The sequence below is a fragment of the Gibbsiella dentisursi genome (assembly GCF_039539505.1).
GTDB classification, from domain to species: Bacteria; Pseudomonadota; Gammaproteobacteria; order Enterobacterales; family Enterobacteriaceae; genus Gibbsiella; species Gibbsiella quercinecans.
This window is the reverse complement of record NZ_BAABDG010000002.1, coordinates 1,797,342-1,823,351: the sequence shown is the minus strand read 5'-3', so window position 1 is coordinate 1,823,351 and position 26,010 is coordinate 1,797,342. Positions and strand designations below refer to the sequence as shown.

The following is a 26,010-nucleotide window of genomic DNA, read 5'->3' as shown; positions in this document are numbered from 1 at the left end:
GAACACAGAAATAGGTATTTTCTATGAATGTTCAGTATTATCTGCCCGCGAGGGGATATCGGGTTTATAGCCTGGCGGATGACGCGGCATAAATAGAGAATAGTGCTGGAAAGTCATGGGGATGAAAACGCGCGCGGGTGATGGTTATGCCGTGGGCCACGCGGTTGCCGGGCCGTTTTAATGCCGGCCAGCGTCAAAAAACGCATTTTTTGTCGCATACCCCTGTAAAACAAACGGTTGAAGTGATTATTGTTATCACTAACATAGTAAGTAAGCCAGATTGGCATGATAAAAAAACAAGGTAAGAGGTAGGCCATATGCAAACGGAAAGTGTTGGCACGTTTTCGCTGGATGAAAATGTCTGGCAGGGCATTGCACTAAGCGACAGCGCGGCAAAGCAAATCAGCAAACTCATGCAGCAGGATCCGCAGGTGAAAGGGCTGCAACTGAGCGTGAAACAATCTGGCTGCGCCGGATTCGGCTACGTGCTGGATTTGACCCAAGCTCCGGCGGAAGACGACCTCTTGTTTGAACGTGACGGCGCGAAACTCTACGTGCCGCTGAAAGCAATGCCGTTTATCGATGGCACCACGGTGGATTTTGTCCGTGAAGGGCTGAATCAGATATTCAAATTTAATAATCCCAAAGCGCAACATTCCTGCGGGTGTGGCGAAAGCTTTGGCGTTTAAGCGATGTAACTAACATGACACGAAGCAATGTAGACCTTCCTAACGATGTACAGGCTTGGGTCGGTGACGGGCGTTACAAAGAAGGGTTCTTCACCCAATTGGCAACCGATGAACTGGCCAATGGCATCAACGAAGATGTGGTGCGGGCGATTTCGGCCAAACGTAATGAACCGGAGTGGATGCTGGAATTCCGCCTGGAGGCGTACCGTGCATGGTTGCAAATGGAAGAACCGCACTGGCTCAAGGCGCACTACGATAAGCTTGATTACCAGGATTACAGCTATTTTTCGGCGCCGTCATGCGGCAATTGTGACGATGCCTGCGGTTCGCAACCAGGCGCCGAACAGCAAACCGGCGCAGCGATGGCGGAAAAAAGCTATCTGACGCAGGAAGTGGAAAACGCGTTCAACCAACTGGGCGTGCCGGTACGCGAAGGCAGCGAAGTGGCGGTGGATGCGATTTTCGACTCGGTTTCCGTTGCCACCACCTACCGCGAAAAACTGGCCGAAAGCGGGGTGATCTTCTGCTCGTTCGGCGAAGCGATCCAGGAGCACCCGGATCTGGTGCGCAAATACCTGGGCCGCGTGGTGCCGCACAACGATAACTTTTTTGCCGCGCTCAACGCGGCGGTGGCCTCGGACGGCACTTTCGTCTACGTGCCGAAAGGGGTGCGCTGTCCGATGGAGCTGTCCACCTATTTCCGCATCAACGCGGCGAAGACCGGCCAGTTCGAACGCACCATCCTGATCGCCGATGAAGGCAGCTACGTCAGCTACATTGAAGGCTGTTCTGCGCCGGTACGCGACAGCTACCAACTGCACGCGGCGGTGGTTGAAGTCATTCTGCATAAAGATGCCGAAGTGAAATACTCCACCGTGCAAAACTGGTTCTCCGGCGGCGAAAGCAAAGGCGGGATCCTCAACTTCGTGACCAAACGCGCGCTGTGCGAAGGGGCGAACTCGAAGATGTCCTGGACCCAGTCGGAAACCGGTTCGGCCATCACCTGGAAGTACCCAAGCGTGATCCTGCAGGGGGATAACTCGATCGGCGAGTTCTTCTCTGTGGCCCTGACCAGCGGCCATCAGCAGGCGGATACCGGCACCAAGATGATCCACATCGGCAAAAACACCAAGTCCACCATCATTGCGAAGGGGATTTCCGCCGGGCACAGCGAAAATACTTATCGTGGGCTGGTGAAAATCCTGCCGGGCGCGGAAAACGCGCGCAATTTCACCCAGTGCGACTCGATGCTGATCGGGCCGGACAGCGGTGCGCACACCTTCCCGTATGTGGAGGTGCGCAACAACAGCGCACAACTGGAGCACGAGGCCACCACCTCGAAAATCGGCGACGATCAGCTGTTTTACTGCCTGCAGCGCGGCATCAGCGAAGACGATGCGATCTCAATGATCGTCAACGGCTTCTGTAAAGATGTTTTCTCCGAGCTGCCGTTGGAATTTGCCGTCGAGGCGCAGAAATTACTGGCGATCAGTCTGGAACACAGCGTGGGTTAACCCAGCATCGCGCGTTTATTTGAGTTGCACGTGCCAGAGCTTCACGGCTCATATGCAGCATACCCACCCCGTGTTGCTTCGCCATATCGGCAGGGCAAACGGGAGTCAGCACCATGGCGCGTCTTTAAGGACACAGAATGTTAAGCATCAAAAATTTAAAAGTCAGCGTGGAAGGCAATGAAATCCTCAAAGGGGTGAACCTGGAGGTGAAACCAGGAGAAGTGCACGCCATTATGGGCCCCAACGGCTCAGGGAAAAGTACGCTCTCGGCGACGCTTGCCGGGCGTGAAGAATACGAAGTGGTTGACGGCGAGGTGACATTTAAAGGCAAACCGCTGCTGGAACTGGATCCGGAAGATCGCGCGGGTGAAGGGGTGTTCCTGGCGTTTCAGTACCCGGTGGAGATCCCCGGCGTCAGCAACCATTTCTTCCTGCAGACCTCGGTCAATGCGGTGCGTAAATACCGCGAGCAAGAACCGCTGGATCGCTTCGATTTCGCCGACTTTATTGAAGACAAAATCAAGCTGCTGAACATGCCGGCCGATCTGCTGACCCGCTCGGTCAACGTCGGCTTTTCCGGCGGGGAGAAAAAGCGCAACGACATCCTGCAAATGGCGGCGCTGGAACCAGATTTGTGCATTCTGGATGAAACCGACTCCGGCCTGGATATCGACGCGTTGAAAATCGTCTCTAACGGCGTTAACTCGCTGCGCGACGGCAAGCGCGCGTTTATCATTGTTACCCACTACCAGCGTATTCTGGATTACATCAAGCCCGACTACGTTCACGTGTTGTCGCAGGGGCGTATCGTCAAATCCGGCGACTTCTCGCTGGTGAAACAGTTGGAGGAGCAGGGCTATGGCTGGCTTACCGACCAACAATAATTCACAGGCGCTGCGCCAGCTTTACAGCCTGTTCGAAGCCCGTGGCGGCGAACATTCCGCCCATGCGCTGGCCCACTGGCAGCAGGCGCTGCGTCTGGGCTGGCCGACGCGTAAACAGGAAAACTGGAAATACACCCCGCTGGAGGGGCTGCTTGAACAGCAGTTCCTGGAGCCGCAGCCGCAGCAGGTTAGCCCTGCCGTGCGCGACGCGCTGGCGCTGGCGATTGACGCCTACCGCCTGGTGTTCGTCGATGGGCGTTTTAGCCCGGCGTTGAGCGACAGCGATCTGGGCGGCTATCAGTTTGAGCTGGCCGACTACGGCACGCTGCGCGCCTTGCCGGAGCCGATCCAACCCGAGATCTTTCTGCACCTGACGGAAAGCCTGGCGCAGCAGACCGGCATGATCCGTCTGCCGGCCGGCAAAGCCCCGGCGCGGCCGTTATACCTGCTGCACATCAGCAGCGGGCGCGCGGCGGAAGGCGAGGTGAACACCGTGCATCACCGCCATCACCTGGACGTGGGCTGCGGTGCCGAGGCCGAAGTCATTGAGCACTACGTTAGCCTGGACGGTGCGGCGCACTTTACCGGGGCGCGCCTGACGGCCAACGTGGCCGATAACGCTGGGCTGCGCCACATCAAGCTGGCGTTTGAAAGCCAACCCAGTTACCACTTTGCCCATAACGATCTGGTGCTGGGCCGCGACGCGCGGGTGAAAAGCGATAGCTTCCTGCTCGGTGCCGGCCTGACGCGCCACAACACCAGCGCCCAGCTTAACGGCGAAGGGGCGACGCTTGCCATTAACAGCCTGGTGCTGCCGGTTGGCCAGGAAGTGTGCGATACCCGTACCTACCTGGAACATAATAAGGGCTATTGTGAAAGCCGCCAGTTGCACAAGACCGTGGTCAGCGATCGCGCACGTGCGGTGTTTAACGGCATGATCAAAGTGGCTCAGCATGCGCTGAAGACCGATGGACAGATGACCAACCATAATCTGCTGTTGGGGAAAACGGCCGAGGTCGACACCAAACCCCAGTTGGAAATCTATGCCGATGACGTTAAGTGCAGCCATGGCGCCACCGTTGGCCGTATCGACGCCGAACAACTGTTCTATTTGCGCTCGCGCGGCATCAGCGAGCACGCGGCGCAGCAGATGATTATCTTTGCCTTCGCCGCTGAACTGACCGAAGGCATCGAAAACGAAGCAATCCGTGAGCGGGTGTTGGCGCAAATCGCCCCACGCCTGCCAGGGGAGGCAAAATGAGTTATCCGATCGAACGCGTTCGCAGTGATTTTCCCATTCTGACGCGCCAGGTGAACGATCAGCCATTGGTCTACCTTGACAGCGCCGCCAGCGCGCAAAAGCCGCAGGCGGTGATCGATCGCGAGCTGGATTTTTATCGCCATGGCTATGCCGCCGTGCACCGTGGTATTCATACCATGAGCGCCGAGGCCACGAGCGAGATGGAGGCGGTGCGCGAGCAGGTGGCACGCTTTATCAATGCCGCCTCGGCGGAAGAGATTGTCTTCGTGCGCGGCACCACCGAGGGCATCAACCTGGTGGCCAACAGCTTTGGCGGCCATCTGCTCCAGCCGGGCGACAGTATCATCATCACCGAGATGGAACACCATGCCAACATTGTGCCGTGGCAGATGCTGGCCCAGGCGCGGGGCGTCAAGCTGCGCGTTTGGCCGTTGCAACAGGACGGTACGCTGGACGTTGCGCAATTGCCGGCGTTGATCGACGATACCACCAAACTGTTGGCCATCACGCAGGTGTCCAACGTGTTGGGCACCGTTAACCCGCTGCAGCAAATTATTCCGCAGGCCAAAGCGGCCGGGCTGAAAGTGCTGGTAGACGGTGCGCAGGCGGTTATGCATCAGGCTGTCGACGTGCAAGCGCTGGATTGCGATTTCTATGTATTCTCCGGCCATAAGCTGTATGGGCCTTCCGGCATCGGCGTGTTGTACGGCAAGCAGCAACTGCTGCAGCAAATGCCGCCGTGGGAAGGCGGCGGGGCGATGATCCAGCAGGTCAGCCTGACCAACGGCACCACCTATGCCGAGCCGCCGTGGCGCTTTGAGGCCGGTTCGCCTAATACCGCCGGCATCATGGGGCTGGGAGCGGCAATCGCCTATGTCAGCGAACTGGGCCTGGAGGCTATCCAGCGCTACGAGCAGGCGCTGATGCATTACGCCCATGAGGCACTGCAGCAGGTGCCGCAGTTGACGGTCTATGGCCCGGCGGATCGCGCTGGGGTGATTGCTTTCAACCTGGGGAAACACCACGCCTATGACGTCGGCAGTTTCCTCGATCGCTATGGCATTGCTATTCGTACCGGCCACCACTGCGCCATGCCGCTGATGGATTTTTATCACGTCGCGAGCATGTGCCGCGCTTCGCTGGCGCTGTATAATACGCGTGAAGATGTGGATCGGTTGGTTGCCGGTCTGCAGCGTATCCATACTTTGCTGGGGTAAGCCCCAGCAAAAGCCAGCCAGTTTCCTTTTTTCTCTCAAGGATCGGCGTAAACATTACGCCGTGGCTGGCCAGATATTACGAGAAGGAGTTCCATGGCTACTTTGCCGGACAAAGAAAAGCTGGTGCGCAATTTTTCCCGTTGCCTGAACTGGGAAGAAAAGTACCTGTATGTGATTGAGTTGGGCGCTAAGCTGCCGGCGCTTGATGAGGTCGATCGCCAGCCGCAAAACCTGATTTCAGGCTGCCAAAGCCAGGTGTGGATCGTCATGCAACTGGACGAGCAGGGGAATGTGGCGTTCAAGGGCGATAGCGACGCCGCCATCGTTAAGGGGCTGCTGGCCGTGGTGTTCAGCCTTTATCATGGTATGGGGCCGAGTGCCATCGTTGAGTTTGACGTTCGCCCGTTCTTCAGCCAACTGGCGTTGAGCCAGCACCTAACGCCTTCCCGCTCCCAGGGGCTGGAAGCGATGATTCGCGCTATTCGCGCCAAGGCGGCGTTGCTCGCCTGATTGCCCGTGCGCATTGGTGGCAACGCCGGTGCGCACCTGCCTTCTCTATGCCAAGACCATTCTGCTAAATCACTTCTGTTTCAGTCACTTACCACCGCTATCGGCTGGCCGGCTTGCGCTTTATGCATGTTATAACACCTTGATTTCTAGGGGACTTATTGCCTTTGGAAGCCAGGTTGCTACTATTAGTGCATGCCTCATGATGCGCGCTGAACGTTCAACGTACGGCGTTTAATCAGGGCGTTGTCTGATTTACCTGTCACCGGGCGCCAGAGTAGCCTCGAAGCCGAACCGTCACTATATAGGGAAAAGCATGAAACGTGCGTTGACTTTAATGAGCCTGTTATTCGCCACCGCGCTGGCCGGCGTTTCCGCCGCCAAAGCGACCGAATATCCGTTGCCACCGGCAAACAGCCGCCTGATTGGGGAGAATACGACTTACGTGGTGCCGAACGATGGCCGTTCGCTGGAAATGATTGCCGCCGATTATAAAATTGGCCTGCTGGGGATGCTGGAAGCCAACCCAGGCACCGATCCTTATCTGCCGAAAACCGGCTCCGTGCTGACGATCCCGACTCAGATGCTGCTGCCGGACACCCCACGCGAAGGTATCGTGGTCAATCTGGCGGAACTGCGGCTGTATTATTATCCCAAGGGTGAGGACAAGGTGATTGTCTACCCGATCGGCATTGGTCAGGTTGGGATGCATACGCCGCTGCAAGTGACGCATATCAGCCAGAAGATCCCGAACCCAACCTGGACGCCGACCGCCAATATCCGCAAGCGCTATGCCGCGCAGGGGGAAATATTGCCGGCGGTGGTGCCGGCAGGGCCGGAGAACCCGATGGGGCTGTTCGCCATGCGCCTGGCGATGGGCAAGGGCCAGTATCTGATCCACGGCACCAACGCTAACTTTGGCATTGGCATGCGCGTCAGCTCGGGCTGCATTCGCCTGCGCCCGGAGGATATCGAAGCGCTATTCAACCGTGTTCCGCAGGGCACCCGGGTGCAAATCATTAACGAACCGGTGAAAGTGGCGGTGGAACCCGACGGCAAACGTTACGTTGAAGTGCATCAACCGCTGTCGAGGAGCGAAAAAGACGATCCGCAAACCATGCCAATTGCGCTCTCAAGCAGCAAGCAGGCGTTTGTGAACGATCCGCAGACCGATAAAACCGAGTTTGACAGCGCCATGACGCGCCGTTCGGGGATGCCGGTGCTGGTGAGCAGCGGCAGTGCTGCAACGCCGTTTAGCGGCTTTTAAGGCGGTTTTGGGCCGGTTCCGGCGCGTTGCCGGTCTGGCCCGTTTCACCAACGGCAGGCAAAAAAAAACGGTGCACAATGTGCACCGTTTTCAATTACCAAAGCTATCTTACTTTTTGTAAGCGTGAGCCTGGTTGTCCAGACGCTGGTTAGCACGTGCTGCGTCGTCTTTAGCTGCTTGAACGTCAGAACGGATTGCGTTCACGTCGTTGCTCAGTTGGTCAACTTTAGCGTTCAGAGTCTGAACGTCAGAAGACAGCTGATCGATTTTAGCATTGCTAGAGCAGCCTGCCAGCAGAGTGGAACCCAGGATTACAGCGCCCAGTACCAGTTTAGTACGATTCATTATAACACCCTCTAGATTGAGTTAATCTCCATGTAGCGTTACAAGTATTACACAAACTTTTTTCGAAAGAGAATAATTTTTTTGTGTTGAGGCCCTTTATTTTGATCGTTCGCTCAAACTTGCATCTTGTTTTACAAAATAGTTAAAAAAGCGAGCTAAAACAGCCGGATTCTATCAGACAGCTCCGATTTGTTGTTTGCTAAATAATAAGCATCTGCAGCGGTTTTTTAGGCAGGATAGTTTACAGTAGTTAAAAAAAACGCCGCAATGCGGCGTTTAACGTAACGTGTTTTTGTCACTTTTCGATTAAAGCACGTGTACAGAGGCAGTATTGGTGGTGCCGCTTGGTACCAGCGCGCCAGAAACCATCACTACAACGTCGCCTTTTTGTGCCAAGCCGCTGGCCACAGCCGCTTCTTTACCGATACGGTAGAAGTCGTCGGTGGAAGCGATTTCTTTCACTACCTGAGGGATAACGCCTTTGCTCAGGATCAGCTGGCGGGCAGTCACTTCGTTGGTGGTCAATGCCAGGATCATCGCGCCCGGGAAGTATTTACGCACGGATTTGGCTGATTTGCCGCCGCTGGTGGCAACAACGATCAACGGTGCTTCCAGTTTTTCCGCCGTTTCAACCGCGCCGCGGCAAACGGCTTCGGTGATGCGCAGTTTGCGGCTGTCGTTCAGGGCGTCGATGCGGCTTTGCATCACGCGGTCGGTGCGTTCGCAGATGGTGGCCATAATGGTCACTGCTTCCAGCGGGTATTTACCTTTTGCAGACTCGCCAGACAGCATTACTGCGTCGGTGCCATCGAGGATGGCGTTGGCAACGTCGCCGGCTTCCGCACGGGTAGGGCGCGGGTTTTTGATCATGGAATCGAGCATTTGGGTAGCGGTGATCACCACTTTGCGTGCGTGGTTGCATTTCTCGATCATCATCTTCTGTGCGAAGATCACTTCTTCAACCGGGATTTCAACGCCCAGGTCGCCACGCGCTACCATGATGCCGTCAGAAGCTTCGAGGATTTCGTCGAAGTTGTTCAGGCCTTCCTGGTTTTCGATTTTGGAGATGATCTGAATGTGTTCGCCGCCGTGCGCTTTCAGGTGCTCACGGATTTCCAGTACGTCGGAACGTTTACGGATGAAAGACGCAGCAACGAAGTCTACGCCTTGTTCGCAGCCGAAGATCAAATCGCGTTTGTCTTTTTCCGCCAGCGCCGGCAGTTGGATGGAAACGCCCGGCAGGTTAACGCCTTTGTTTTCGCCAAGATCGCCGTTGTTCAGCACTTTACAAACTACTTCGTTTTCGGTCACGTTCAGCACTTCCATGCCGATCAGGCCATCATCAACCAGCACGGTGTTACCGATACGCAGATCGGCAGCGAAGCCCTGGTAGGTAACGGCAACGCGTTCGTTGTTGCCGATAACGCTCTGATCGGTGGTGAAGGTGAAGGTCTGGCCGGCAACCAGTGACGCGTCGGTACCGCCTTCGAGCTTCATGGTGCGGATTTCAGGGCCTTTGGTATCCAGCAGGATGCCGGCGTTTTTACCGGTTTTGGCCATTACGGCGCGCATGTTTTTGATACGGTTACCGTGTTCTTCGTAATCGCCGTGGGAGAAGTTCAGGCGCATTACGTTCATACCTGCGTTCAGCAGGTTGGTCAGCATTTCTTCTGATTCGGTTTTTGGGCCGATTGTACAAACAATTTTGGTCTTTTTCATGACGATGTTTTCTACAAGTTGTGATGGATTAGAGAAACAGTAAACCGATGGGTAAGCCACCGGGATGGAATAAGAATTGTGCCTGACGTTGCAAAATATATACCCAAAATAATTCGAGTTGCAGGAAGGCGGCAACGCAGCGAATCCCCAGGAGCTTACTCCAGTAAGTGACTGGGGTGAGCGAGGAAAGCCAACACACCTGCAACTTGAAGTATGAAGGGTATAGTTAAGGATAGGTGACAGCGATAGCAACCGGATGGAAAATTTTGGTCCGCGTATGGGAGACAGGACACCGCAAAAAGTGACGTAATCAGCGCATGTTGTTTTTGTATTTTCGCGAATCAAGGGCTGAAACCATTCAACTAAAAGACGCTGGCATTATAAAGCTATCGCCGCGTGAAACAAAATAAAAAACCGATGAGTGGCGTAGCTTTAGCCAAAGCGCCAGGAAAAACGCACCGGAACAACTTACGTTGTTGCGCAAAGAAACGCACTATGTGCAGGCTGTTTGCGCAGCGTTTACATCCTGTTCACCTGGCCGCTATTACCCGGCACGTCAATCAGGCGGAAATTTCCCATAGCCTGCCGCTAACCAGGCAAAAACAGCCGCTGGGCGTATTGGCCGGAATAGTGACCGATTCGCCGGCAATCACGATAAAAACGTCATTACCTACCGTAAACTCAAACTCACCGGCGACCACCCTGGTCTGCACCGGATGGGGACGCTTGAGCAGTTGGCCAAACGCGCCCGCCGTGTAATCCAGCTGTTTTGCCGCGGAGCCATCGCTGAGTATGCCGGTACATTGTTTCAGGCCGTTGCCCAGATCGTCGAGCGGCGTTTTTGCAGTAAATGTCAGCATGCAATGTTCCTGGTAGCAGGGTATCTGCGGGAATGCGGCCCGCGATGCCGAAACATGGCGGTAAAGCTGTGGCGTATTGGCGCTGTGCGGGAAGATAGGCATAGACTTGGTGCGTCCGAGTGGGCTCGAACCACCGACCCCCACCATGTCAAGGTGGTGCTCTAACCAACTGAGCTACGGACGCACGCGACTGAAACAATGCTGATATTGTGACCCGCTGATTGCTAAGGCTTTATTTGCCCGCCAACAACAGAGGAAGGATTATGGACTAACGCTATGGGCATGGCAAGCCGTGGCGGGCCGTTTGCACGGAAGTTATACGAAAGCACTGCGGGCGGCAGGGCAACAACGCCGCTGGCCACCCGTAGGTGAGGGGGATTACATAAACATAAAGCGATCGGCCAGGGGGACCGAACGCGCAACACGCGGTTGCAACGAGTGCATCACATGATTTTCCAGATCTTCCGCACCGGTGGTTTTGCTGATGGCGGTATCGCTGTCTTCTTTTTCCATCAAAAAACCGGTCAGCAATTCAAGAAAACGGTTAACTTTTTGCATTTCCCACCCCATCGTCACTCTAGCTAATGAGGCCATACTACGGCGCCGGGCGTATGATGGGAAAAAACTAAAAAACATATCTTAAGACAGAAAAAGCATATCGCACCGGTGCATGAAAATTTCTTCGATATGATTAGAGCATTGTGGCCAACCCGTCGATAAGGGCGCCGCGCCACCAGGCATAGTCGTGGCCGCCGGTATAGATCGCAAGCTGGCTCTCAACGCCAGCGGCGCATAGCCGTTGGTGCAATTGCTCGACATGCGGAACCATCGCCCCTTCCAGTGCCCCCACGCACAGTCTGATCCGCACCGTCTGCGGCGGGCTGGACAATACCCGTTCGCTCACCCACGAGGTATCGCTTTCTTTAAACATGATCGGGCGCCGGCTGTTGTCCGGCATCCACCACATGGAGGGGGAGGTGCTGATTATGGCGCCGAAAACGTCAGGCGCATGCACGGCGGCCATCAGAGCGGTTACGCCGCCCAGGCTCTGCCCGCACAGCACGGTCTGAGAACGGCCGGCCCAGACTCTGTCTGGGTGTGCGGTGCGTACCTGCGGTATCAGATGCTCGGCAATGTCGATCACCAGTTGGTTATCGCCGCCCAGGATGGCTGCGCGATCCCGCTCATCATTGTTGTCAATGCCCAGCACCGCCAGGGGGCGGATACGGCCGCTGGCGATGGCGGCGTCGAGAGCGCCCAGGGCACCGACGTGATCAAACCATGTTTCGGCATCGGGCAATACCAGCAAACCTAAAGGCGTCGAGCTGGCTACGTCGGGGATATAGAGGCGCACACGGCGCTGTTGCCCGGCAACCACGGGATAAGACGCGGTGAGTGTGCCGCGGTGGGGGGCGGGTGCGGCCGCCCACTCGCGCTGCTCGGGGGCCTGATCGAGGGCCAGAACAGAGACCCACGTCTCCCCACGCACGTTGATGCTGGCCGTTTTACAGAAAGGATCGGCTTGCCCGATAAGCGGCGTGAAGCGCCCGCCAAGTTGTGAAATCAGCTCGGGTGAGGTTTCCTGCGGAATCTCCGTAATGCTGTATGAACCGCGGTAGCTGGCCGGCAAGCGCAGTTGCAGCGCCCAGATGTCGCTGGCGGGGATATGGGTCATCATCCCCCTGGCGACGTGGCTTTTATCCGTCACACGGTTCAGGCAGAGATAAACCCCCTGTAAGGCTTTTTCCGAGCGCCAGAGAAAGGTGACGTCACGCTCGTCGTGATTACCGGCGGCCGTAGTCACCAGAGGAACATCGACGGCTTCCACATCATGCCAGAACTGAGTCACATCCAGCGACGTCGGGTTCGCCAGCTGTGCCAGTAAGCGTTCTGTTGCACTGAGCTTAAGGGGGGGGAAAGCGGTGACATTCTTCATTCTTGGCATTCCATGAAATATACCGGGTTTATTAATTTGGCCAATAAAATAATTTCAACGTTATATTAAAGTGTGTAAGAACGCGTGTCACGATAAAACATCGCTGCTTGTTTTATTATTAATAAGCCGGGGAAATTAAATGGTTAATTAGGGTATGGTAAAATTCCTATTATCGATTTAATTTCAACTCGCCGTATAATTATATGCTAACGTAATGAACAGAGCTCGCCAATGTAGGCGAAGACGGGCTCTGGGTAAGTAATCTCGCAAAACATTCATTAATGCGTGGTTATTTTGGAACGCAGCTATGCCTATCGCGGGTTTCTTTTCCATAACCTGATGCGATTCTGTGTACTCTATTGTTTTTATGTGAAATTCTGTATGAGTTTCGACGTTTTCTTTTACCCGCAATGTTTGGGGTAATTTCTGAATATAATGACAATGTATTTTGTGTCACTATTTTAGAAGGCGGGATAAATTAACCACTATTGTTCGCCGGGAAATGAAAAACATTATTCGGTAGGGGCGTAGTTCGCTGGGTAAGTAATAGTTTGCGTGGTTACGGTTGCTGGGTCGTCGATAATTCACCCCCATGACATTTCAACGGGGACTCAGCGCCGGTTGGCTGAATATTCGCTTGACTGGAAATCCATAGGCGCCTTAGCAGTCGGGGGCCTGCGCGACTTTCAGGATTTCACTGTGTCAGGCCGGAGATGGATTTTCTCATGCGTATTCTCTTTGTTGGCCCACCTTTATACGGTTTGTTGTATCCCGTGTTCTCTCTTGCCCAGGCTTTTCGTGTTCATGGGCATGAAGTGTTGATCGCGAGCGCAGGCAAATTTGCGCAAAAGGCGGCGGAGGCCGGCCTGGTCGCGTTCGATGCCGCGCCCGGCTTTGATTCGGAGGCCGACTATCGGCGGCGGGAAGATCTGCGTAAAAAAAACCATGCCGGCACCAAAATGGGTAACTTCTCGTTCTTCAGTGAAGAGATGGCCGATCGCCTGGTTGAACAGGCTGGGGCATGGCAGCCCGATCTTATCATCTATCCACCGCTTGGCGTGGTCGGCCCGCTCATTGCGGCCAAGTATCATATCCCGGTTGTCATGCAATCCGTCGGGTTCGCCCATACGCCCTGGCATATCAAAGGGGTGACGCGCTCGTTGGCCGATGCCTATAACCGCCACGGCATCACGGCGCCGCCGCGCGATCTCGCCTGGATCGATGTCACACCGCCGAGCATGAGCATACTGGAAAATGACGGCGAGCCCGTCATTTCAATGCGATATGTCCCCTATAACGGCGGCGCCGTCTGGCAAGACTGGTGGGTCAGGTCGCCCGGCCGTAAGCGTTTGTTGGTCAGCCTGGGTACCGTCAAGCCGATGGTTGACGGGCTGGATCTGATCTCGTGGGTTATGGATTCGGCCGATGAGGTGGATGCGGAGATTATCCTGCAGCTTTCAGCCAATGCGCGTTCTGATTTGCGCCGGCTACCGCCCAATGTTCGGCTGGTCGACTGGATACCGATGGGCCTGTTTCTCAATGGCGCCGATGGGTTTATTCATCACGGCGGGGCGGGCAACACCCTCACGGCGCTGCATGCCGGCATTCCGCAAATCGTGTTCGGTGAGGGCGCCGATCGGCCGGTCAACGCCCGGGCTGTGGTGGATCGCGGCTGCGGCATCATCCCCGGCAAAAACGGCTTATCGAGCGATCTGATCAATACATTCCTGAGTAATGCCTCACTGCGTACCGCATCAGCACAGGTGGCGGCCGAAATGGCGGCGCAGGCCAGCCCGGCGCAGGTCGCTGAACAACTTGTCGCCAAACTGAGGTACGGCTGATTAGCGCCAGCCTGTGACGCTATTGCATTGCGTCAGTGATGGCTCTGTCTTCACGCGGAAAAGAACCCGGAGGCGGCCTGCGCTGGCGCAGTTTTAATCGGATTTATGCTCTGGCAGATAAAGGAGGCTTGATGCCCACTGCTCATTCTTCAAAGGCCACTGATTCCTGGATTGTCCGTCTTGCCAGCGTGTGCTGGGAACGAAAGACGTTAAGCATCATTGTGATACTGGCTTCGGTATCGACGATTGTCCTCGCCGCGTTGGCGCCTTTACTCACTCGTCAGGCGGTTAACGATGCGCTGGCCGGCAACCCGGCACGCTTGCCGTGGCTCGCCGGTGGCTTGCTGGTGATTGCGCTGTTTGATTTCATCGGTAACTATGTGCGGCGCGGATATGCGGGCGAACTTTCGCTGTGGGTTCAGCACACGCTGCGCGGAAGAGCCTTCGACAGTATTCAGAACCTTGATGGCGCGGGGCAAGACGCCTTGCGGACCGGGCAGGTCATTTCGCGCACCAATAGCGATTTGCAGCAGATGCACATTCTGTTGCAGATGTGCCCGGTGCCATTGGCCGTCCTCACTTATTATATCGCCGGCCTGGCGGTCATGCTGTGGATGTCGCCGGCGATGACGCTCATCGTGGTGGTGGTGCTGGCCGGCCTTGCTATTACGGCGCTGCGTGCGCGTCGTCGTGTTTTTGCCCAGACCGGCCAGGCCTCGGATCGGCTTGCCAACCTGACAGAACACATGCGTGAGGTGCTGACACAGATCTCCATCGTTAAATCCTGTGTGGCAGAGCTGCGCGAGATGCAATGGCTGGATCGCCAGTCGCGGCAGATAGTCCGCGTGCGCATTGGCGCGGCAATTTCCCAGGCGATGCCGGGCGCCACCATGCTGGCGCTTCCGGTGCTCGGCCAAATCGTGCTGCTAGGGTTCGGCGGGTGGTCGGTCATGGCGGGCCGGATCGATCTGGGGACGTTCGTGGCCTTTGCCAGCTTCCTCGCCATGTTGACTGGCCCGACCCGGGTATTTGCCTCGTTTCTGGTCATTGCTCAACGAACCCAGGCTTCGGTAGAGCGCGTTTTCTCTCTCATTGATACCCGACCGCAAATGCAGGACGGCGATCAGGCCGTCGCCGGCAAGGTTGTCGGCCTGGAACTGGACGGTGTTGGGTTCCACTACGGCAACGGCGTGGACGTATTGCATGACGTGTCGTTTTCCATGCGTGCGGGAGAAACCGTCGCGATCGTCGGCGCTTCCGGTTCGGGTAAATCAACCCTGTTGATGCTGCTTGCGCGCTTCTACGATGCCACCGCCGGGCGGCTGTGGCTCAACACGGCGCAGGGCAGGCAGAGCATTGCCGATCTCAAGCTGGCCGCGCTGCGCCGGCAGGTCGGCGTGGTGTTTGAAGACACCTTTTTGTTTGCCGGCACCGTTGCCGAAAATATTGCCTATGGCCATCCGCAGGCCAGCGAAGATGACATCCGTCGCGCTGCCGATGCGGCCGGCGCCACGGGCTTTATTTCAGCGCTGCCAAAGGGGTTCAACACGCCGCTGGCCGAGCGTGCGGCAAACCTCTCCGGAGGGCAACGCCAGCGCCTGGCGCTTGCCCGCGCGTTGCTCACCGCGCCGGAGTTGTTGATCCTGGACGATACCACTTCGGCGGTGGATGCCGGTACGGAAGCGGAAATCAATACCGCGCTGGCACGCTATGCCGATGACGAGCACATGCTGCTGGTGATCGCACGGCGCCGTTCGACGTTGCAACTGGCCGATAAGATTGTGGTGCTGGAGGCGGGGCGCGTTGCGGATATCGGCACACAGGCGGAGCTTGAGCAACGTTGCCCGGCATTCCGTGCGCTGATGTCCGGCACGGGGGATTTTCTGGAACAACCGGCGGATTCGGCCAACGTGCTCTGGCCTGAGCCGAGCGCCTCGCCGGTGGGCACTGAGCGCGATGAACCGCGCGCGGCCGGGGCCGGCCTGGGGTTCCGCGAGCGCATGTGCCGCGTGCCCGAAAAGGCGGTGCGGTTGGCGCAGGCCGGCAAAGGGCGGCGGGTGGTATCGCTGTTGGCCCCTGTCGCATGGCTGTTTGTGGCCGCCGCGATACTGATCGCCGTGGATTCAGCCGCGAGCGTCGGGGTGCTGGTGCTGCTGCAGCGCGGTATCGATAGCGGCGTCGCCATGGGCCATCTGACCGCCATCGCGGTTTGTGCCGCTTTTGCCCTGTTGTTGGTGATCGTCAGTTGGTGCTGCTACTCATTGCAGACCGTGGTTTCGGCGCGTGCGGCAGAAACCGTGCAGCACACCGTGCGGTTACGCAGCTTTGGCCATCTGTTGCGGCTGGGCCTGCCTTACCATGAGCAGCACGCCGATATGCGGCTCACCCGCATGACCGTTGATGTCGACGCGCTGGCGCGTTTTCTGCAAAACGGCCTTGCCGGCGCGGCGACCAGCCTGGTCACCATGCTCGCTATTGCGGTCACGATGTTCTGGCTCGATCCGGTGCTGGCTCTGGCGGCGTTAGGCGCGGTGCCGGTGATCGCCGCGGCGACGCTGATTTACCGCCGTTTGAGTTCACCCGCCTATGCCAAGGCGCGGATTGAGATCGGCAAGGTAAATAGCACCTTGCAAGAGAAAGTGTCTGGGCTGCGGGTGGTGCAATCGCATGGGCAGCAGGACGTGGAGGCCGCCAAACTGCGGACGCTGTCGGATCGCTTCCGCGCTACCCGCGTGCGTGCGCAAAAATACCTTGCCGTTTATTTTCCCTTCCTGACGTTTTGTACCGAGGCTTCTTACGCTGTCGTCCTGCTGGTGGGCGCATCCCGCGTTGCCGAAGGTGAGATGACCGCCGGCGTGCTGGCGGCATTCTTCCTGTTGCTGGGGCAGTTCTATGGGCCGGTGCAGCAATTGTCCGGCATTGTCGATGCCTATCAGCAAGCGACTGCCAGCACCAAGCATATTGATGAACTGTTGGCCACCGAGGGCGCGGAGGACGTGCAGCCTGCGGATCCGCCGTCGCACGCGCCGCTGAAGGGTGAACTGGCGCTGGAAAATGTTACCTTCCGCTATCCCGGTAGCCGTGAGCTGGCCCTGGATACGTTAAGCCTGTCGATACCGCAAGGTTCGGTGGTGGCCGTGGTTGGGCCAAGCGGTGCCGGCAAGTCGACCCTGGTGAAACTGCTGGCGGGCCTTTATTCCCCAACTAGCGGTAAGATCCGCATTGGCGAATGTGCGGTTGACGAGATGTTGCTTGCCGACTATCGCTCCCGGGTGGGGCTGGTTGAGCAGGATGTGGCATTGTTCAGTGGCGATATCGCCGGCAATATTCGCTATGCGCGCCCAGAGAGCAGCAATGAGGCGGTGGAAGACGCGGCGTGCCGGGCCGGGCTGTTGGCAACGGTGCGCGCGCTACCGCAAGGGTTCCGCACCCCGGTGAATAACGGCGGGGCGGGCTTATCGGCAGGGCAGCGCCAGCTCATCGGGTTGGCGCGAGCGCAGCTTGCCAATGCCCATGTCCTGCTGCTTGACGAAGCCACGGCGCGTCTGGACCGTTCGGCCGAGGAGGCGCTGATGACGTCTTTGGCCGCAGGCGCCCGTAACCATGGGCAAACGGCACTGGTGGTTGCTCATCGGCTCACCACCGCCTGCCGATGCGATCTGATCGCAGTGCTGGAAGGGGGCCGCATCGCTGAATACGGCACGCATGCGGCGCTGCTGGCGGCGGATGGCCTCTATGCGCGGCTGTGGCGTGATAGCGCCGGCGCCGCTACGGAACCCCGGGTGGAACAGATCTTTGATGAGGGGGCAGAGGAGCTATTGTCCTGACGATGGCGAATGAAACCGGCGCGGGGGTTTTGCGGTGGCAACGCCCCCTCGCCGTCAGCGTTATTCAGAGGAGAAGACCAGCAGGCCGGGCTGATGCTTACGGGCACTGCGCCGGCGCGTTGCCTGCGGCATTTTTTGCCATATCCAGCAACGCCTGCTCAAAACCAACGTTAAACATCTGGCCATGTGATAATTCGGGATACGGCCTGTATGTCACGGGCAGCCCTGCCTGCTGAAGGGATGACGCCGTGGCGCGCACTTTATTGAGCACATCCGGAGGCGGGGCCTCTGGGTTTTTACCGGGAGCGCCGTTTCCTTCGCTTAAATACAGCGGCTTATCACAGAATTTTCGCTTATCTATCGCTGCCAACTGTTGCAGTAACCCGACATAATCACGGTTCAGCGACGGGCTGGCGGCGTAGTAGCGGTTAAAAAACGCAGAGGATAAATACGCCTCCAGCACAAAAACACCGCCCAAAGAATGCCCCCAGATACCGCGTTTACGCCGGTCGATATTCAGCCCTTTTTCTGCCTGCGGAGCCAGGGTCGTTTCCAGCAGATGGCGAAAGATTAGGCCGCCGCCGGCCATTCTGCCGCGCACATTTTGCCGATCGCCCGCGTTATTGTCTTTAAGCGGCGGCGTGTAGTCATACGCTCTGGCGTGCAAATCGAACGGCAGCGCCGTCTGGTAGCCGATGACGACCAGAACAGGGGGGCTTTGTGCCGCCAACTGCTTCAGCAATGCATCCGATAACCTGTCCATGACGGCGTTGCCGTCCAGCATATAAAGAACGGGAAATCCGGCGGCCGGCGGCGGGCTATTGGGTACTCCCGTCCACACGTTGTAATGCCGTTTGCCGTCGGCGGAATCGAACCTGCTGACAGAGAAATGATAAAAAGAAGAGCCTTTATCCGCGATATTGGGCCCCAAAGGGGACATATCCGGCCTGGAATAACTTTTTCCTGCGTACAGGCAGGTGAATAACGCGGCCAGGCATAGCGCGCTATGCCTGTTTTTGCTGCAAGATAATCGGTGATTCATGGGTATTCTCTTCATCTGCCCGCTGATAAAAACGATTTCAGGCTGCGGAAAGGATCATCGCAGCCTGAAAAGCGTTTTATCAGAAATGCATGCCCACCTGCATATAGTAAGTCCGGCCTGATTCGTTGTAAGTATTAGCGCCTGCGCCCCACAAGTACGCACCCGTCGTGGCGTTTCCGGTACTCTGTGCGTTGCCCTCGCGGAAGTGGCGTTTATCGAACAGATTATCGATACCGGCGGTGACATCCATGTATTTATTCACGTTATAGGTCGCACTCATGCCGAACAGGGCGTAAGGCGACACTTGGCGGGTTTCGCTACCTGATGTAGCTTCGCCCTTATAATTCAGTTTCTTCGGTTTCTGACGGCCATACCATGTCATGGTTCCCTGAACTGACAGGTCGTTGGTAGCCTGCCAGTCAACGATAGAGTTAATGGTAAATTTGGGAATAATCGACAGGTAATCGCCGGTGGTTTTGTTTTTGTTTTCGATGTTGTACGTGAAGTTGTTTTTCATCGTCACTGATTCAGCGATCGGGAAGTTTAAGGTACCTTCCAGCCCCTGAACCACCGCTTTAGGCACGTTTTCCCACTTGTAAATATCCGATGTGCCGTTGGCGTATTCCGCCGCGTAGCCTGCTTCGACTTTATCGTGGTAGTCGTTGCGATACCAGGTCAGGCCGGCCTGAATGTCATCATGATGATATTCGATACCGATCTCTTTATTGACGCTGGTTTCGGCTTTTAAGTCGCTGTTCCCCTGCAGGTAGCAACTGCCGGCGCTGGCATAGCAACCCTGCCCGCTGCTGTACAGAAGATAGTTGGGGTTGGTCTGGTACAGGTTCGGGGCTTTCCAGGCCCGGGCGATACCGAGTTTCAGCGTAAAATCGTTGCCCAACTCCTGCGAGAGATTCAACGCCGGGCTGAAGTTGCTGCCGGTAATATCCTGATAGTTGAAACGTAACCCGGGCGTCAGACGGGTTGAATCCGTCAGATCAATATTGTCTTCCATGTAAACGCCGTAAATATCGGCTGAACTGTATTTATCACGTCCGGAGCTGGAAATGCCGGTAACGCTACCGCCAGCCGTGGTGGTTTCGGTATTTGAAGCCGGATCTTTCATGGCCTGATGATTCATTTCCGCGCCGAAGGTCACGGTCTGGCTGACCCACAGATCAAGCGGAATATTGATCTCCGAATGGAGGTTGGTGTCATACAGCGTAATGGTGGAAAAGCCTTCATTAGAGGGGCTGAATATGCCCGCGATCCCCCCGGACAGGCCTTCATTGAGCCGGGTATTGCGTGTTTTTTCAAACTGAACGTAGTTATTCGTGGTCACGCCGTTGTCCCAGGCGCCGGTATATTTCAGGCTGAGCGTTTGGCGATAGATGATATTGGTTTCTTTACCGTAGTATTCCTTCACCAATGTATTGGTATTGGTGTTTTGTGTGTCGCCGGCATACAGGTTGCCCTGGCGGCTATAGCCCATATCAAGTTCGAGTGCCTGCTGCGGCATAAATTCCCAGCGTAGGGCGGAATGGATATCTTTATTAATGAAACCTTCCCGTCCCGACGGATAGGTGCCCGCGTAAGTGCCTGTGCGTGGCGTCGTGTGGCTTTCGTTGATGTCCTGCGCATCCGCCTGGGTTTTATTCCAGTTACCGTAGAGGCGCAGGGTGAGATTATCCGTCAGGGCGCCGTTTAAACTGGCGTTAAAGCGCCGGGTAGCTCCTTCAGATTTGTGTTCCGGCACGTTGTAATAGCTATTGAAACTGCCGTGCCATTCTTTGGTTGCCGGTTTGGTAATGATATTGACCACGCCGCCCATGGCGCCATTACCGTATAGCGCAGCGGCCGGGCCGCGGATAACTTCGATACGGTCTATCATTTCAGGCGGCACCCAGTTGGTATCGCCACGGGTATCGCGTTCGTCGCTCCAGCCATAGCGCACTGAGTTACGGCTGCTAACCGGCATACCGTCAACCAGAATAAGGGTGTTTTCCGGCCCCATGCCGCGAATATCGATTTGGCGGTTATTACCGCGCTGGCCGCTGTTGGAATTACCGGTAAGGTTTACGCCGGGCATGGTACGGATAATTTCAGCAACATCACGCTGGATAGGGTGTTTTTTGATCGCTTCGCTATCAATGATCGACACCCCCGGCGCCTGTAGCGTTTGCTCTCTGGCGGTGACCACCATGGTATTTTCGCTGCTGCTTTTTTCATCGGCATTAACGGCGTTTTTCTTTTGATTGGTGTTGCTGCCCGGGCCTTGTTTCTGCGCTGGTCCGGTATTTGTTTCGTCTGCCAGTGCCTGCGCGATCCCAAGACTGCAAGCAATGAACGAAGCCAGCAGCGAATATTTATACGCAATTTTCATGATGGTATTAATTACCTGCCTGTTAATCGTGATAATGAAAAACATAACTATAATGAGAGTGATTCCTAATTACAATTGAGATTGTACTTATCGGCAGGATAAACGGTGGTGCGGCAGGCGGCCTGGCTGTCACTGATTATACGGCGCGGGAAGGCAATATATTGGGGGGCGGGGCGTTAGCGTCGTCTTTTTTCTCTCGTCTTGAGCATGAACATAAAATGCTGTGCAATTTATGTGGTGAAAGTCCCGTGGTTAATTTTGCAGAGTATTGCTGAAGTCGTTGTGGAATTAAATCGGTTGAATAGGGGGAATTAGCCAAACTGCATGGCGAAGGCCAGGGCGCGTTTTATTATTCTGATAATCGAGGATAGAGGAGAGAACGACAGAAGAGAAATGGTGCGTCCGAGTGGACTCGAACCACCGACCCCCACCATGTCAAGGTGGTGCTCTAACCAACTGAGCTACGGACGCACTGTAAGCAAATTTTCGTCACCGTGGTGAACAGAACGTTGGTGCGTCCGAGTGGACTCGAACCACCGACCCCCACCATGTCAAGGTGGTGCTCTAACCAACTGAGCTACGGACGCATCTTTTTTCTGCCTGTCATGGCTGACAGCGGGGACGAATATTAACGAGCTACCCGCACGCTGGCAAGGGGAAAAATGCAATTTTATCCGCTTATTCATCCGATTGCTGCACGAGTGTGCAGCATGCCGTTTTTTTCTGCATTTGGCGCTGAAATTAACGGCGGGCAGCGCAGTGCTGCCCACCGGGAGAAACCATTAACGTGCAGAGCGGTGCAGAATCAAGCTGGCGGACTGTTTTTGCAGCCAGCGCATGCGCAACGCCATCAGGATAGCCGCAAAGGTCAGGCCGATGATAAAGCCAATCCAAAAACCGCTCGGCCCCATCGCCGGCACCAGAATATCGGTTAACGCCAGTAAATAACCGCTCGGCAGGCCCAGCAACCAATAGGCGGTAAAGGTAATAAAGAAAATCGAGCGGGTGTCTTTGTAACCGCGCAGGATACCGCTGCCAATCACCTGGATCGAGTCGGAAATCTGGTAAAGCGCCGCCAGCAGCATCAAATGCGAGGCCATCATAACCACGGCGGGGTTGTCGTTATACAGTAAGGCAATGGGTTCGCGCAGAATGGCGGTAAACAGCGCGGTGGCGGTAGCCATAGCGATACCCACGCCGATGGACGCATTGGCGGCAATGCGCGCGCCCTCGACGGAGCCTTCCCCCAGGCTATGGCCCACGCGGATGGTCGCCGCCACGCCCAACGACAACGGCAGTACGAACATCAAGGCGCTGAAGTTGAGCGCAATCTGGTGGCCCGCCACGGCGACAATGCCCAACGGCGAAACCAACAGCGCCACAACGGCAAACAGCGTGACTTCGAAGAAAATCGCCAACGCCACCGGCGTGCCAATGCCAATCAGGCGTTTTATCGTCGCCCAGTCTGGCCCCCGGTGTTGGGTCGGCAACAGTTTGATGTCGCGTTGTGACGGCGCGCGTTTGACATACCAGCGCATCATCAGGAACATCAGCCAGTAGACGCTGCCGGTCGCGACGCCGCAGCCGATCCCGCCCAATTCCGGGAAGCCGAATTTGCCGAAAATCAGCACGTAGTTAATTGGGATGTTTATCAGCAGGCCGATAAAGCCAATGATCATCCCCGGTTTGGTTTTTGACAGCCCCTCACACTGATTACGCAGCACCTGGAAGAACAGAAAGCCCGGCGCGCCCCACATAATGGTATGCAGGTAGCCAACGGCTTTTCTTTCCAGTTCCGGATCGATGTTATGCATCATATCGATGACGAATTTGCTGTTGTACAGCACGGCGATAATCAGCACGGAAACCGCAGAAGCCAACCAAAACCCCTGATTGACCTGGTGCGCAATCCGTTCACGCCGCCCGGCACCGTTGAGTTGAGCGATAACCGGCGTTAAGGCCAGCACCAGGCCATGGCCGAAGAGAATGGCCGGCAGCCAGATAGAGGTGCCTACCGCAACCGCGGCCATGTCGGTGGCGCTGTAGGAACCAGCCATGATGGTATCCACTACGCCCATGGCGGTTTGTGAAACTTGCGCAATAATGACGGGAATGGCGAGGGCTAATAAACTACGCGCTTCCTTGAGGTATTTCTGCACGCATACACCTTTGGGGTTATTTATAATAGAGGCAGAGGGCGCCGTGAAGGCGAACAATGAAAGTTGTGAAACATTTTCACAAATATTGTACCTGCTCGGCGTTATGAATCAATCATTGTCATTACCACGGGCCAATGCCTTAACGATTTTTACCGCCGCGGATTTGGTTTTTTTTGCCAAGTGGGGCAAACTTGCTCCAGCGTTGTTGCACACATTGACTGAATAAAGAGGCAAACATGTTTACCGGCATAGTACAAGGCACTGCTCCGTTGGTTGCTATTGATGAAAAACCCAACTTCCGTACCCATGTGATTGATATGCCGGCAGACTTGCTGCCTGGGCTGGAGCTGGGCGCTTCGGTGGCGCACAACGGTTGCTGCCTGACGGTGACCGCGATAGAGGGCAGCCGCGTTAGCTTTGACTTGATCAAAGAAACGCTGCGCCTGACCAACCTTGGGGCGTTGGCGCTCGGTGAGCAAGTGAATGTCGAGCGAGCGGCCAAATTCAGCGATGAGATTGGCGGCCATTTGATGTCCGGCCATATTATCTGCACGGCGGAAATCGCTAAAATCCATACTTCGGAAAATAACCGCCAGATTTGGTTCCAGATCCCTGACGCTGCGCTGATGAAATATGTATTACACAAAGGTTTTATCGGCATTGACGGTATTAGCCTGACGATTGGCGAAGTGATTAATAACCGTTTTTGCGTGCACTTGATTCCTGAAACCCTTGAGCGCACCACCCTGGGTAAAAAACGTCTGGGCGATCGGGTGAATATTGAAATTGATCCGCAAACGCAGGCGGTGGTGGATACCGTTGAGCGGGTGCTCGCCAGCCGAAATGCGGCGGCGGCCGTGGAAGAGGTGGTTGCCAAGCTGTAATGGTGATTATCGCCAGCAATGGAGGTGCTCATGCTGGCGTATTCGCTAACCCGCTCCCTGTCCGGGGGCGGAAGGGAGCAAGGGTTATGCGCAGGCGCCTGGGTTAGCGGGCAACGCGAATGCCGCCAGCAACGCCTTTCGGGCTGAACACCACCTGCCACAGCTGAATATCGCGCGCGCGGAACGCACCGGCACAGGCGTTCAAATAATAACTGAACATCCGTTCGAAACGCTCGGAATAACGTGCGGCTAATTGCGGCCATGCCTGTTGGAAGCGTTCGTACCAGGCCATGAGCGTGCGGTCGTAATCCGCGCCAATATTATGCCAATCTTCCATCACAAAATGCCCTTCGCTGGCATGCGCGATTTGCGTAACCGAAGGAAGGCAGCCGTTCGGGAAAATATATTTGTTGATCCAGGGATCGACATTCATATCGGTGCGGTTTGAGCCAATGGTGTGCAGCAGGAATAAACCATCGGGCTTTAAGTTGCGCTCAACCACGTTGAAATAGGTACGGTAGTTTTTCGGGCCAACGTGTTCGAACATGCCGACGGAAACGATACGATCAAACTGTTGCTGCAGATCGCGGTAGTCCTGCAGCAGAATTTTCACGTCTAGCCCGGCACAGCGTGCCTGCGCCAATTTCTGTTGTTCGGCGGAGATGGTCACGCCGACCACGGAAACGCCAAAGTTTTTGGCGGCATAGGCGGAAAGCCCGCCCCAGCCGCAGCCAATATCCAGCAGGCGCATACCGGGCTGAAGTTGCAGCTTTTCACAGATCAACTGCAGTTTGGCTTCCTGCGCCTGTTCGAGGGTTTTGGCGTCTTTCCAGTACGCGCAGGAATACTGCATGTAGGGATCGAGCATCAGGGTGAACAGATCGTTACCCAGATCGTAATGTTCTTTCCCGACGATCCAGGCGCGCTTTTTCGATTGCAGGTTAACCAGGCGCGCAGTGGCGATACGCAGCGTGTCTTTCAGGTGGTGGGGGAGTTTCCTTTCCAAACCGGCATTGATAACGCGCTGGAAAAAGACATCCAACCGTTCGCACTCCCACCAGCCGTCCATGTAGCTTTCCCCCAGGCCGAGGGAACCTTCCTGGAGGACACGTTTAAAAAAATCAGGGTTTTTAACCTTGATATCGAAAGGTCGTGAGCCATTTATTGCAATACCGGCCATGCTGAGCATTTCATGGGCGATACGATACCATTGGTTATCCTGGATGCTCAGATCTTCTATACACGATGAACTCATAGCTTCTCCATTACCTTTCTTCTGACTTATGGCCCGCTTGAAATAGCTTAGCCAATTTTGCGGGCACATACGTAAACCTACGGAAAAAACCGCGGCGTCTGATATCCGACATGAGCAGAGGAAAACTTTAAGGAGACGCCCGGCGCAAGTGGGCGCAGGGGACACTCATCTTAAAAAACTGTGACGCAATACGCGAGCGCAGTAACTGCTAATAATAAAAGTTATGCAATAGCGTTATGCCCTTCATACTTCAGGTTGGCGGGAGGTGTTGGCTTTTAAACGCCGGGAGATGAATGCGAGAGAGGCAACCTCTCACCGCCGGCCAGCCGCTGGCGGGCGATGCGTCCCGGCGAATTTTTCACCGCAAAACAACGTGACTCACCCCTTCGGCACCCGCGCTGTTTAAGAGCGCGTTGGCGCTTT

18 protein-coding genes, 3 tRNA genes and 1 pseudogene are annotated in these 26,010 nt (G+C 55.9%); 10 read left to right on the top strand and 12 right to left on the bottom strand.

Annotated elements, in window-relative coordinates; all coding sequences use genetic code 11:
• Positions 1 to 317 precede the first annotated feature (317 nt).
• From sufA to ABFX35_RS08710, 7 genes and pseudogenes are all read left to right on the top strand, one after another.
• Positions 318 to 689: a Fe-S cluster assembly scaffold SufA gene (gene sufA, locus ABFX35_RS08740; protein WP_095848573.1), complete on the top strand. Its 372-nt coding sequence runs from the start codon at positions 318 to 320 to the stop codon at positions 687 to 689.
• A 14-nt stretch (positions 690 to 703) separates the two neighbouring features.
• Entirely contained in the window at positions 704 to 2,203 is a 1,500-nt protein-coding gene (sufB, locus tag ABFX35_RS08735; protein ID WP_346080339.1) for a Fe-S cluster assembly protein SufB, read from the top strand.
• 137 nt (positions 2,204 to 2,340) lie between these two features.
• The gene (gene sufC / locus ABFX35_RS08730) at positions 2,341 to 3,087 is read left to right on the top strand and encodes a Fe-S cluster assembly ATPase SufC (protein ID WP_121525896.1); all 747 of its coding nucleotides are present in this window, start codon (positions 2,341 to 2,343) and stop codon (positions 3,085 to 3,087) included.
• The gene (gene sufD, locus ABFX35_RS08725; protein WP_346080337.1) at positions 3,062 to 4,348 is read left to right on the top strand and encodes a Fe-S cluster assembly protein SufD; all 1,287 of its coding nucleotides are present in this window, start codon (positions 3,062 to 3,064) and stop codon (positions 4,346 to 4,348) included. Before sufC ends, sufD begins: the two co-directional genes overlap by 26 nt.
• On the top strand, positions 4,345 to 5,565 hold the full coding sequence (sufS, locus tag ABFX35_RS08720) for a cysteine desulfurase SufS (protein ID WP_346080336.1): 1,221 nt from the start codon (positions 4,345 to 4,347) through the stop codon (positions 5,563 to 5,565). Before sufD ends, sufS begins: the two co-directional genes overlap by 4 nt.
• 93 nt (positions 5,566 to 5,658) lie before the next feature.
• On the top strand, positions 5,659 to 6,075 hold the full coding sequence (gene sufE, locus ABFX35_RS08715) for a cysteine desulfuration protein SufE (protein ID WP_279024262.1): 417 nt from the start codon (positions 5,659 to 5,661) through the stop codon (positions 6,073 to 6,075).
• 313 nt (positions 6,076 to 6,388) lie between these two features.
• A pseudogene (locus ABFX35_RS08710) lies at positions 6,389 to 7,321 on the top strand (L,D-transpeptidase family protein); the annotation flags it as partial.
• Between the two features lie 126 nt (positions 7,322 to 7,447).
• Here ABFX35_RS08710 and ABFX35_RS08705 read toward each other — a convergent pair.
• The 6 genes from ABFX35_RS08705 to ABFX35_RS08680 all read right to left on the bottom strand — a co-directional run bounded on the left by ABFX35_RS08705 (position 7,448) and on the right by ABFX35_RS08680 (position 12,199).
• Positions 7,448 to 7,684 carry a major outer membrane lipoprotein gene (locus tag ABFX35_RS08705; RefSeq protein ID WP_004943717.1) on the bottom strand — a complete coding sequence of 79 codons (237 nt, stop codon included), beginning with the start codon at positions 7,682 to 7,684 and terminating at the stop codon, positions 7,448 to 7,450.
• A gap of 306 nt (positions 7,685 to 7,990) precedes the next feature.
• Positions 7,991 to 9,403, bottom strand: a complete 1,413-nt coding sequence (pykF, locus tag ABFX35_RS08700; RefSeq protein WP_279024260.1) for a pyruvate kinase PykF — start codon at positions 9,401 to 9,403, stop codon at positions 7,991 to 7,993.
• Between the two features lie 560 nt (positions 9,404 to 9,963).
• Positions 9,964 to 10,263: a cupin domain-containing protein gene (locus ABFX35_RS08695; RefSeq protein ID WP_279024258.1), complete on the bottom strand. Its 300-nt coding sequence runs from the start codon at positions 10,261 to 10,263 to the stop codon at positions 9,964 to 9,966.
• A gap of 107 nt (positions 10,264 to 10,370) precedes the next feature.
• Positions 10,371 to 10,447, bottom strand: a tRNA-Val gene (locus tag ABFX35_RS08690).
• A gap of 194 nt (positions 10,448 to 10,641) precedes the next feature.
• On the bottom strand, positions 10,642 to 10,821 hold the full coding sequence (locus tag ABFX35_RS08685; protein ID WP_121552704.1) for a hypothetical protein: 180 nt from the start codon (positions 10,819 to 10,821) through the stop codon (positions 10,642 to 10,644).
• Positions 10,822 to 10,954: 133 nt separating this feature from the next.
• Positions 10,955 to 12,199: an alpha/beta hydrolase-fold protein gene (locus tag ABFX35_RS08680; protein WP_346080331.1), complete on the bottom strand. Its 1,245-nt coding sequence runs from the start codon at positions 12,197 to 12,199 to the stop codon at positions 10,955 to 10,957.
• Positions 12,200 to 12,924: 725 nt separating this feature from the next.
• Between ABFX35_RS08680 and ABFX35_RS08675 the strand changes: the two genes are divergently transcribed.
• Positions 12,925 to 14,040, top strand: a complete 1,116-nt coding sequence (locus tag ABFX35_RS08675; RefSeq protein ID WP_346080329.1) for a glycosyltransferase — start codon at positions 12,925 to 12,927, stop codon at positions 14,038 to 14,040.
• A gap of 131 nt (positions 14,041 to 14,171) precedes the next feature.
• Complete coding sequence (iroC, locus tag ABFX35_RS08670) at positions 14,172 to 17,867, top strand: salmochelin/enterobactin export ABC transporter IroC (RefSeq protein ID WP_346080327.1); 3,696 nt, start codon at positions 14,172 to 14,174, stop codon at positions 17,865 to 17,867.
• Between the two features lie 97 nt (positions 17,868 to 17,964).
• On the opposite strand, the gene ABFX35_RS08665 is transcribed toward iroC, so the two are convergent.
• The 5 genes from ABFX35_RS08665 to ABFX35_RS08645 all read right to left on the bottom strand — a co-directional run bounded on the left by ABFX35_RS08665 (position 17,965) and on the right by ABFX35_RS08645 (position 23,448).
• Complete coding sequence (locus ABFX35_RS08665) at positions 17,965 to 18,909, bottom strand: alpha/beta hydrolase (RefSeq protein WP_279024253.1); 945 nt, start codon at positions 18,907 to 18,909, stop codon at positions 17,965 to 17,967.
• Positions 18,910 to 18,988: 79 nt separating this feature from the next.
• Entirely contained in the window at positions 18,989 to 21,289 is a 2,301-nt protein-coding gene (locus tag ABFX35_RS08660) for a TonB-dependent siderophore receptor (RefSeq protein WP_279024252.1), read from the bottom strand.
• Between the two features lie 394 nt (positions 21,290 to 21,683).
• A tRNA-Val gene (locus ABFX35_RS08655) sits at positions 21,684 to 21,760 on the bottom strand.
• Positions 21,761 to 21,799: 39 nt separating this feature from the next.
• Positions 21,800 to 21,876 (bottom strand) — tRNA-Val (locus ABFX35_RS08650).
• Between the two features lie 195 nt (positions 21,877 to 22,071).
• Complete coding sequence (locus ABFX35_RS08645; protein WP_346080325.1) at positions 22,072 to 23,448, bottom strand: MATE family efflux transporter; 1,377 nt, start codon at positions 23,446 to 23,448, stop codon at positions 22,072 to 22,074.
• A 236-nt stretch (positions 23,449 to 23,684) separates the two neighbouring features.
• Between ABFX35_RS08645 and ABFX35_RS08640 the strand changes: the two genes are divergently transcribed.
• On the top strand, positions 23,685 to 24,332 hold the full coding sequence (locus ABFX35_RS08640; RefSeq protein ID WP_346080324.1) for a riboflavin synthase subunit alpha: 648 nt from the start codon (positions 23,685 to 23,687) through the stop codon (positions 24,330 to 24,332).
• Between the two features lie 103 nt (positions 24,333 to 24,435).
• Here the strand turns inward: ABFX35_RS08640 and cfa are convergent, their stop codons facing one another.
• A complete protein-coding gene (gene cfa, locus ABFX35_RS08635) occupies positions 24,436 to 25,587 on the bottom strand; it encodes a cyclopropane fatty acyl phospholipid synthase (protein ID WP_121552699.1) in 1,152 nt (383 codons plus the stop codon).
• Between the last annotated feature and the right edge of the window lie 423 nt (positions 25,588 to 26,010).

What these genes read in the sequence shown, in the direction of transcription:
- ABFX35_RS08685 (WP_121552704.1), bottom strand. Translation starts at nt 10,821, where the DNA reads ATGCAAAAAGTTAACCGTTTTCTTGAATTGCTGACCGGTTTTTTGATG.
- ABFX35_RS08665 (WP_279024253.1), bottom strand. Translation starts at nt 18,909, where the DNA reads ATGAATCACCGATTATCTTGCAGCAAAAACAGGCATAGCGCGCTATGC.
- sufC (WP_121525896.1), top strand. Translation starts at nt 2,341, where the DNA reads ATGTTAAGCATCAAAAATTTAAAAGTCAGCGTGGAAGGCAATGAAATC.
- ABFX35_RS08675 (WP_346080329.1), top strand. Translation starts at nt 12,925, where the DNA reads ATGCGTATTCTCTTTGTTGGCCCACCTTTATACGGTTTGTTGTATCCC.
- ABFX35_RS08660 (WP_279024252.1), bottom strand. Translation starts at nt 21,289, where the DNA reads ATGAAAATTGCGTATAAATATTCGCTGCTGGCTTCGTTCATTGCTTGC.
- iroC (WP_346080327.1), top strand. Translation starts at nt 14,172, where the DNA reads ATGCCCACTGCTCATTCTTCAAAGGCCACTGATTCCTGGATTGTCCGT.
- sufB (WP_346080339.1), top strand. Translation starts at nt 704, where the DNA reads ATGACACGAAGCAATGTAGACCTTCCTAACGATGTACAGGCTTGGGTC.
- sufA (WP_095848573.1), top strand. Translation starts at nt 318, where the DNA reads ATGCAAACGGAAAGTGTTGGCACGTTTTCGCTGGATGAAAATGTCTGG.
- sufD (WP_346080337.1), top strand. Translation starts at nt 3,062, where the DNA reads ATGGCTGGCTTACCGACCAACAATAATTCACAGGCGCTGCGCCAGCTT.
- ABFX35_RS08680 (WP_346080331.1), bottom strand. Translation starts at nt 12,199, where the DNA reads ATGAAGAATGTCACCGCTTTCCCCCCCCTTAAGCTCAGTGCAACAGAA.
- sufS (WP_346080336.1), top strand. Translation starts at nt 4,345, where the DNA reads ATGAGTTATCCGATCGAACGCGTTCGCAGTGATTTTCCCATTCTGACG.
- sufE (WP_279024262.1), top strand. Translation starts at nt 5,659, where the DNA reads ATGGCTACTTTGCCGGACAAAGAAAAGCTGGTGCGCAATTTTTCCCGT.
- ABFX35_RS08640 (WP_346080324.1), top strand. Translation starts at nt 23,685, where the DNA reads ATGTTTACCGGCATAGTACAAGGCACTGCTCCGTTGGTTGCTATTGAT.
- cfa (WP_121552699.1), bottom strand. Translation starts at nt 25,587, where the DNA reads ATGAGTTCATCGTGTATAGAAGATCTGAGCATCCAGGATAACCAATGG.
- pykF (WP_279024260.1), bottom strand. Translation starts at nt 9,403, where the DNA reads ATGAAAAAGACCAAAATTGTTTGTACAATCGGCCCAAAAACCGAATCA.
- ABFX35_RS08705 (WP_004943717.1), bottom strand. Translation starts at nt 7,684, where the DNA reads ATGAATCGTACTAAACTGGTACTGGGCGCTGTAATCCTGGGTTCCACT.
- ABFX35_RS08695 (WP_279024258.1), bottom strand. Translation starts at nt 10,263, where the DNA reads ATGCTGACATTTACTGCAAAAACGCCGCTCGACGATCTGGGCAACGGC.